The sequence below is a fragment of the Streptomyces sp. SID5910 genome (genome assembly GCF_009862125.1).
GTDB lineage: Bacteria > Actinomycetota > Actinomycetes > Streptomycetales > Streptomycetaceae > Streptomyces.
Genome location: NZ_WWHX01000945.1, coordinates 1 through 7,869 on the forward strand (window position 1 = coordinate 1; position 7,869 = coordinate 7,869).

The following is a 7,869-nucleotide window of genomic DNA, read 5'->3' on the forward strand; positions in this document are numbered from 1 at the left end:
GACGTCGTCCTGATGGACATCCGCATGCCCGCCCTCGACGGCCTGGCCGCCACCCGCCGGGTCACCGGGGACGAGGAGCTGAGGGACGTGAAGGTGGTCATGCTCACCACCTTCGAGCTCGACGAGTACGTCTTCGAGGCCATCCGCTCGGGCGCCTCCGGTTTCCTCGTCAAGGACACCGAGCCCGACGAACTCCTGCGCGCCGTGCGGGCGGTGGTCGCCGGTGACGCGCTGCTCTCACCGGGGGTGACCCGCCGTCTGATCGCGGAGTTCGCGGCGCGTTCCAAGGAGCCGGCCGCCGCAGACGCGCTGTCCCACCTCACCGAGCGGGAACGGGAGGTGATGGCCCTGGTCGGCATCGGCCTGTCCAACGAGGAGATCGCCCGCCGCCTGGTCGTCAGCCCCCTCACCGCCAAGACCCACGTCAGCCGCACCATGGTGAAGCTGGGCGCCCGCGACCGCGCCCAACTCGTCGTCCTCGCCTACGAGTCGGGCCTCGTGCGGCCGGGCTGGCTGGGCTGATTCCCGCGCCCGAACCGCACCAGCACGCTCACCACCCGGACGAGGAACACCACGACGGCCAGCACCGTGCCCGTGCCGACCAGTCCGCTGCGCACCCCGGCCGGCAGTCCGAATACATAGGCCGGTCCCACCACGGCGCCGAACAGTACCGCCGCCGCGAACGCCGCGCTGAACAGCGCGTATCCGATCTCGACGGTCATCGCGTCCCGCTCGCCCTGCGTGCGGCGTCCCCCGTAGCTGCTCATACCGGCAGTCTGCGGTCCCGTGTCCGGCACGGCAAGCGCGGCACGAGGCCGCTCAGCTCCAGGTGATGGCCGACTTCTCGCGCCACAGCCCGGCGAGGGACCGGTCGCCGGTCACGTCCGGGAACGGCCGACGGTTCCACAACGCCCCGTACAACGCCGCGGCGGGGCCGGTCAGTTCGCAGTCGGCGGGGCCGTCGTCGGTGCGCCGCGCGACGGGCGGTTCGGCCGACAGGCGTACGGTCCACACGGCACCGGGGGCGTCCGTCGCCCGTATCCGCAGGGTGCGGGGTTCCCCGGTGCGCACGGCGCTCTTGGGGCGGGCGTGCATGCCGCGGAGCAGTTCGTCGATGCCGTCCACGGCGAAGGCCGTGTCGATGCCGGCCGCGGTTCCGCCCCGGGCGGACTCGGCGTCGATCCGGTGCACGGCCGTCTCGTGCGCCTGCCGCCGGGCCCAGAACGCCAGCGGCGACGGCGCCGGCAGGAAGTGCCAGCAGCGCACGTCGGGCGGTGCGGCGGCGAGTGTGGCGACGAGGCTCTGGTGACCCTCGCGGAACCAGGCCACGAGCTCGTCGCCGTCCAGGTCGGGCAGGCCGCCGTCGGGGTGGTACGACGTGTGGCCCTCGGCGACGAACGCGGTCGCCCAGCGGTGCACCATCCCGGTGTGCCGCAGCAGGTCCCGTACCTGCCAGCCGGGGCAGGTCGGCACGTCGGCGCCGGTCCCCGCCTTCTCGGCGGCGGACGCCAGCAGCCCGCCTTCCCGGTCGAGTGTCTCGACGAACGCGGTGATCTCCATGGCGGAGAGTGTGCACGACGCGGTGCGCTTCACGGGAGGGGGGCCCGCACAGCACAGCACAGCACAGCACCGCACCGCACCGCACCGTACGCGTGCGGTGCCGGCGGCCGGTCAGCTGGAGGCCGTGGTGCGCCGGGTGAGGAGCGTGATGAGCACCGCCACGGCCGCCAGCACCGCGACGCTGGTGAGCGCGGCCGGCAGCGAGTACCAGTCGGCCATGAAGCCGATCGCGGGCGGCCCGAGCAGCATGCCGCCGTAGCCCAGCGTGGACGCGGTCGCCACACCACTGGGGCCGCCGAGCGCGCCGGCCCGTTCCACCGCGACGGGGAAGAGGTTGGCGAGCCCGAGGCCGGTGATCGCGAAGCCGAACAGGGCCGCCCACACGGAGGGCGCGAGCGAGCCGAGCAGCATCCCGGCCACGGCGAGGGTGCCACCGGCCACCACCGTCGGCGTCCGGCCGAGGCGCTCCAGCAGCGTGGTGCCGGTCAGCCGGCCCACGGTCATGGCGAGCGCGAAGCAGGTGTACCCGGCCGCCGCCAGGCCCGGCGAGGCGCCGAGGTCCTGCCGCAGATGCAGGGCGCCCCAGTCGGCCATGGCGCCCTCGCCGTACGCCGTGCACAGCGCGATCAGGCCGAAGGTGAGCACCAGGCGGCGCGTACGTCCGTCGAGCCGGCGCGGGGCGCTGTCCTCCGGGAGGGGCGCGCGGTCCGGTGGCACGGCCGGTTCGCAGCGGAGCAGGGCGCGGCCCGCGACCAGGGTCACCAGCAGGCCGGTCACGGTGAGGCCGAGCAGATGCCGGGTGGGCGACAGCGACCCGGCGACGAGCCCGCCGAGCCCGGCGCCGATCATGCCGCCGAGGCTGAACGCGGCGTGGAAGCTCGGCATGATCGGGCGCCGCAGCACGGCCACCAGATCCACGGCGGCACTGTTGAAGGCGACGTTGATCCCGCCGTACGCGCTGCCGAACACCAGCAGGACCGCGCCGAGGGCGAGCGCGGAGTGGGTCAGCGGGGGCAGCGCGATGCTGAGGCAGAGCAGTACCGCGCAGACGACGGTGACGGGATGGCTGCCGTAGCGGCGGCACAGCCGTCCGGTGAGGGTCATGGTGACCACGGCGCCCGCCGAGACACCGAGCAGGGCCAGACCGAGCGCGCCGGTGGAGGCGCCGGTCTGCTCCTTGATGGCGGGGATCCGCACGACCCAGCCCGCGAAGACGAAGCCGTCGAGGGCGAAGAACGCGGTCAGGGCGACTCGGAGGCGGGTGAGGTCGTCGCGGGTGCCCGGCACGGCGCTGTGCGATCGGGCTTTGTTTATTTGCGGCACAAAACAGCAGGCTAGGCGCGGACCCGGGGAGGCGGCAAGGCCGCTTCCCCGTCCGCCGCCCGGCCGGACCCGGTTCCGCCGCTGGTCACGTCAGCGGGGCAGGGCGTGCAGCGCCGTCAGCAGCCGGTCCACGTCGTCCGCGCCGCTGTACGGCGCGAGCCCGACCCGGACGCCGCCCTCGTCGCCGAGACCGAGGTGCCGGGAGGCCTCCACCGCGTAGAAGGACCCGGCGGGGGCGTCGATCCCGCGCTCGGCCAGCAGGCGGTAGACCTCGGCCGGGGTCAGGCCCGCCATGGTGAACAGCAGGGTCGGCGTGCGCCGCGCGGCCCGCGAGTACACCGTGACCCCGTCGAGCTCGGCCAGACCCCGTTCGATGCGGGCGCGCAGGGTGTCCTCGTGGGCCTCCAGTGCCGCGAAGGACGCGATCAGCCGCTCCCGCCGCCCGCCCTCGGCACCCGGCGCGAGATCCGCGAGGAAGTCCACCGCGGCGCGGGCGCCGGCCAGCAGCTCGTACGGCAGCGTGCCCAGCTCGAACCGCTCGGGGACGGCGTCGCTGGAGGGCAGCAGCTTGTCCGGGCTCAGCGTCTCCAGGAACTCGGGCCGGGCCGCCAGCACGCCGAGGTGCGGGCCGAGGAACTTGTACGGCGAGCACACCAGCGTGTCCGCGCCGAGCGCCTCCCGGTCGACGGGGGCGTGCGAGGCGTAGTGCACCGCGTCGACATGGAGCAGTGCTCCCACGCCGTGCGTCAGGCGGGCCACGGCCGGCAGGTCGGGCATCGTGCCGATGAGGTTGGACGCCGCCGTGACCGCGACCAGCCGGGTGCGCGGGTTCAGCACCGCCTCGACGTGCTCGGGCGGCAGCTCGCCGGTGGCCGGGTCGAAGTCCACCCACCGCACGGTCGCGCCGGCCGCCCGGGCCGCCTGCGTCCAGGGCCGGATGTTGGAGTCGTGGTCGAGGCGGGTGACGACCACCTCGTCACCCGGCGCCCATGTCTTCGCGAGCGTCCGGGACAGGTCGTACGCCAGCTGCGTGGCACTGCGGCCGAAGACGACGCCCCGCGGATCGGCGCCCAGCAGGTCGCCCAGCGCGGCGCGGGCGCCGGTGACGATGCGGTCGGCGTTGCGCTCGCCCTCGGTGTTCCGCCCCCGGTTGGCCAGCGGGGCGGCCAGGGCGTCGGCGACGGCGTCGATCACGGGCTGCGGGGTCTGGGTGCCGCCGGGCGCGTCGAAGCGGGCGGTGCCGGACTTGAGGGCGGGTATCTGCGCGCGGATCGCGTCGATGTCGAGGGCCATGTGCACTCCAAGCGAAGGCGGGGACTCCCGCCTCATGATCGCAGCAGCGCGGCGACCGGAACAGATCGCGCGGGCGGGGGCGGGTGCCGGGTCAGGACTCGGCGTGCGCCGGACGCTTCTCGCGGCCGCCGGGATGGCGGTGCCGCCAGGTCCAGAACACCGCGCAGGACAGCAGCGCCCAGCCGCCCAGCACCAGGTACGGGAACAGGTGCTGGTGCCCCTGGAAGTACACGGCCGTGTGCTGGGCGTTGACCGAGCCGCCCGGCGGCAGCCACTGGCCGATCTCGCCCAGCGGGGACGGCAGCAGCGGCCACGACACCGCGCCGCCGGACGAGGGGTTGCCGAGCAGGACCATCAGTCCCCAGGTCGGCAGCATCGCCCAGCGTCCGAACAGGGTGTTGAACATGGTGAACACCATGCCGCTGGCGAACAGGGTGAGCGCGAGGATCATCCACGACTGCGCGAACGGCAGGTCGAGCGCGCCCAGCAGCCAGTCCACGGTCGCGGCGATGGCGAACCCGCCGAGCAGCGCGTAGGCCATCGTGAAGAGGATGCGTTCGAACGGGGTCAGGGACCGCGCGTGCACGCTGAGCTGGATCGCCCCGACGAAGCCGATGATCACGGCGGCCAGGGAGATGTAGAAGATCGCCAGGCCGCGCGGGTCGCCCTCCTGGAGCGGATTGATGTCCCGGACGGTGACCGCGACCCCGGTCTGCTTCCCCACCTCCGGAGCCGCCTGCTGGAGCACCTCGGCGACCGAGGCGCCCGACGCGCTGGACAGGTCGAGCACGGCCGTCCGCCCGTTGCCGTGCAGCTCGAAGATCGCGAAGACCTCCTGCTCCTCGACCGCCCGGCGTGCCGCGTCCGTGCTGTCGTAGGGATGCACCTTCACCGAGGCGTTCAGCGCCTTCTCCAGGCCGTCCAGGAAGGCCTTGCCGCGCCCCTGGTCGTACGCGCCGACCACGGCCGTGGGGAGCGAGTGCGGCGTCGGGTCCGCCATGGAGTAGGTGTACGAGCCCGCGAAGAGCCCGGCCGCCGCGGCGAGGATGAGCACCAGCACGGTGGCCGGCCAGAACGGCGACTGCCGGAACGTGGACCACTTCCGGCCTCTCGTCGGAGGCTGGGCATGGGCGCCGTGGGAACCGGAGGACATGTGGGCCATAACGGGACACTTTCACAGCGGGGGTGAAAGGGCATCAAGGAAGCTTCGACCGTGCGCACACCGGGCGTGGGGCGACCGCGGGTGAACGGTCCGGCCCCGGACGGCGGGCGTCCGGGGCCGGCCTGCCGCGTCCGGTCAGACGTGCACGAGAGGCGTGTCGACCAAGTGCTCGGCGAGGAACCAGGCCTGGAGCTCATTGGTCCGCACGACGTCGGACACCAGGAGGTCGTTCGTGCCGTCGTCCCCCATCTCCTGGGTGCGGGCCGCGGCGTCGTGGCAGTCGGTGAGGATCAGCTCGTGCGCCTCCAGCAGCCGCGAGAGCATCGCCGGCACCTCCTCGACGCCGTCCGGCGGGCGCGGCACCGTGGTGATCTCCGCGACGTGCCGGGGGTCGCCGATCGCGACGCCGCCGAGCGTCTGGACGCGTTCCGCGACGGTGTCGATCAGCTCCAGCTGCTCCCCGGCGTGCTTGTCCAGCAGCAGGTGCAGTTGGTAGAACGTCGCCCCGCGCATGAGCCAGTGATACTTCTTGTACAGGTCGTGCAGGATGCGGGTGTCCGCCAGGACCTTGTTGAGCCGCTGGCACGAGTAGAGGCGGGTATCCATGGACAGGGCCACGGGGAACTGCTTGACGGTGCCGAACTCCTGGATGGTCCGGCCCCTCTGGTGCAGCCAGGGCTGGCTGCCGTCGGAGCTGTGTCCCTGTGCCGACGGCTTCGGGGTGTTCACGCCTGAACTCCTTCCGGAGAAAAGCTGAAGAGTCCGCACCGCGCGGTGCGACCGGCTCGCCCCCTGCGACAGTCGACCAGCCCCGTGCCGGTCCCGCAAACGCTGGGACCCGGGCCGGCCACCCGCGCGCGGCTTGCACCCGGCCGGCCCTGCGTGGTGAGCGTTCCCCTCGCGGGCGTCAGAGCCCAAGAGTTAATGACCCGTTAGGCAGTGGGAGGTGTGAAGGGACCGCGGAGGTGCGCATCATCTTGACATGAACCTGCGGTCCGAGGGGCGGGCCGCAGCCTCATGGAGGTGTGGGATGCACCGAAGACTCGCCACCGGACTCGCCGCCTCGGCCCTGGCCGTGACCACCGTCGTCGCCACCGCCGCGACCGCCGACGCCGCTCCCGCCGACAAACCGCAGGTGCTCGCGGGCTGGACGCAGACCAGCGCGTCGAGCTACAGCGCCTGGACCGCCGCACGGGCCAACCAGTCCGCCTGGTCCGCCTACGGGTTCGACTGGTCCACCGACTACTGCTCGACCTCGCCCGACAACCCGTTCGGCTTCCCCTTCAGCACCTCCTGCGCACGGCACGACTTCGGCTACCGCAACTACAAGGCCGCGGGCTCCTTCAGCGCCAACAAGTCCCGCCTCGACAGCGCCTTCTACGAGGACCTCAAGCGGGTCTGCGCCGGCTACGGCGGGGGCACGAAGACCGCCTGCAACAGCACCGCCTGGACGTACTACCAGGCGGTGAAGGCGTTCGGCTGACGGGCGCGTCCCGGACACGGGCAGACCATCAGCTGGTGCCCGCGCGGGCACCAGCTGAGAGCCTGTGCGCAGGCGCGCCCTCGACGCGCGCGCCGGTCGGCGAGTCGCGTTCAGGAGGAGTTCACCCGTGATCGACGAGACGCACCAGATCGACTCCGTACGCCGGCAGGTCGGCAAGCGTGCCTTCAAGGCGGGTGAGGCCCGCGTCCTCACGGTGGGCCGGACCTTCGACACCCCGCTCGACGACCTGTGGGAAGCCTGCACCGACCCCCGCCGCATCCCGCAGTGGTTCCTCCCCGTCTCCGGCGACCTGCGGCTCGGCGGGCGCTACCAGCTGGAGGGGAACGCGGGCGGCACGATCGAGAGCTGCGAGCCGCCCAGGAGCTTCGCCGCCACCTGGGAGTACGGCGCGGAGATCAGCTGGATCGAGCTGCGCCTGACGCCGGGACAGGGCGGCACCCGCTTCGAGCTGGAGTACCTCGCCCACGTCGAGGACGAGCGGTGGGCCGAGTTCGGTCCGGGCGCGACCGGCATCGGCTGGGACCTGATGCTCGTCGGCCTCACCATGTACCTGTCGAGCGGGGGCACACCGGTGGACCCCCAGGAGGTCGCCGCCTGGTCGGCCTCGGAGGCGGGGCGGCGGTTCGTGCTCGCCAGCGGCGAGGCCTGGTACGGCGCCGACGTGGCGAGCGGCACCGATCCCGCGTCGGCACGCGCGCGGGCGGAACGGACCGCCGCCTTCTACACGGGCGCGGGCGGGGCGGGCGGCGCCACCGAGTAGACCGTCCGCAGACCGGGCACCGGAGCGGCCGCGGCCACCGCCAGCGCGGTGGCCGCCCCGGCGACGCCGAGCACGGCGCCCGCCACCACGTCGCCCGGATAGTGCACCCCGGTGTGGACGCGGGAGTACCCGACGGCGGTCGCCAGCGCACCGAGCGGCGCGGCGGCCGCCGGCAGGACCACGCCGACCGCCGTGGCGAACGCGACCGCCGAGGCCGTGTGACCGGACGGGAACGACGCCGACGCGGGCATGGGCACGTACCGGTCG

Annotated in this window: 10 protein-coding genes; 3 read left to right on the plus strand and 7 right to left on the minus strand. The window is 73.4% G+C overall.

Annotation, left to right across the window (positions count from 1 at the left end; all coding sequences use genetic code 11):
* On the plus strand, positions 1-522 hold a 522-nt coding region (locus GTW67_RS33645), incomplete at its 5' end, for a LuxR C-terminal-related transcriptional regulator (RefSeq protein ID WP_161168521.1).
* Here GTW67_RS33645 and GTW67_RS33650 read toward each other — a convergent pair.
* From GTW67_RS33650 to GTW67_RS33675, 6 genes are all read right to left on the minus strand, one after another.
* Complete coding sequence (locus tag GTW67_RS33650; RefSeq protein ID WP_161168522.1) at positions 483-767, minus strand: DUF6332 family protein; 285 nt, start codon at positions 765-767, stop codon at positions 483-485. The genes GTW67_RS33645 and GTW67_RS33650 overlap by 40 nt on opposite strands.
* A gap of 52 nt (positions 768-819) precedes the next feature.
* Positions 820-1,560, minus strand: coding sequence for a maleylpyruvate isomerase family mycothiol-dependent enzyme (locus GTW67_RS33655; RefSeq protein WP_161168523.1), 741 nt, complete (start codon positions 1,558-1,560; stop codon positions 820-822).
* A gap of 111 nt (positions 1,561-1,671) precedes the next feature.
* On the minus strand, positions 1,672-2,847 hold the full coding sequence (locus tag GTW67_RS33660) for an MFS transporter (protein WP_161168524.1): 1,176 nt from the start codon (positions 2,845-2,847) through the stop codon (positions 1,672-1,674).
* A gap of 126 nt (positions 2,848-2,973) precedes the next feature.
* Positions 2,974-4,176 carry a cysteine desulfurase-like protein gene (locus tag GTW67_RS33665; protein ID WP_161168525.1) on the minus strand — a complete coding sequence of 401 codons (1,203 nt, stop codon included), beginning with the start codon at positions 4,174-4,176 and terminating at the stop codon, positions 2,974-2,976.
* A gap of 91 nt (positions 4,177-4,267) precedes the next feature.
* Positions 4,268-5,338, minus strand: a complete 1,071-nt coding sequence (locus GTW67_RS33670) for an ABC transporter permease (protein WP_202438048.1) — start codon at positions 5,336-5,338, stop codon at positions 4,268-4,270.
* A 135-nt stretch (positions 5,339-5,473) separates the two neighbouring features.
* A complete protein-coding gene (locus GTW67_RS33675) occupies positions 5,474-6,067 on the minus strand; it encodes a ferritin-like domain-containing protein (protein ID WP_161168527.1) in 594 nt (197 codons plus the stop codon).
* Positions 6,068-6,368: 301 nt separating this feature from the next.
* On the opposite strand from GTW67_RS33675, the gene GTW67_RS33680 reads away from it, so the two are divergent.
* Positions 6,369-6,821: a phospholipase gene (locus GTW67_RS33680; RefSeq protein WP_161168528.1), complete on the plus strand. Its 453-nt coding sequence runs from the start codon at positions 6,369-6,371 to the stop codon at positions 6,819-6,821.
* Between the two features lie 127 nt (positions 6,822-6,948).
* Complete coding sequence (locus GTW67_RS33685) at positions 6,949-7,602, plus strand: SRPBCC domain-containing protein (RefSeq protein WP_161168529.1); 654 nt, start codon at positions 6,949-6,951, stop codon at positions 7,600-7,602.
* Here GTW67_RS33685 and GTW67_RS33690 read toward each other — a convergent pair.
* Positions 7,563-7,869: phosphatase PAP2 family protein (locus GTW67_RS33690; RefSeq protein WP_161168530.1), on the minus strand; the 307-nt coding region annotated here is incomplete at its 5' end. The two genes, GTW67_RS33685 and GTW67_RS33690, sit on opposite strands and share 40 nt — an antisense overlap.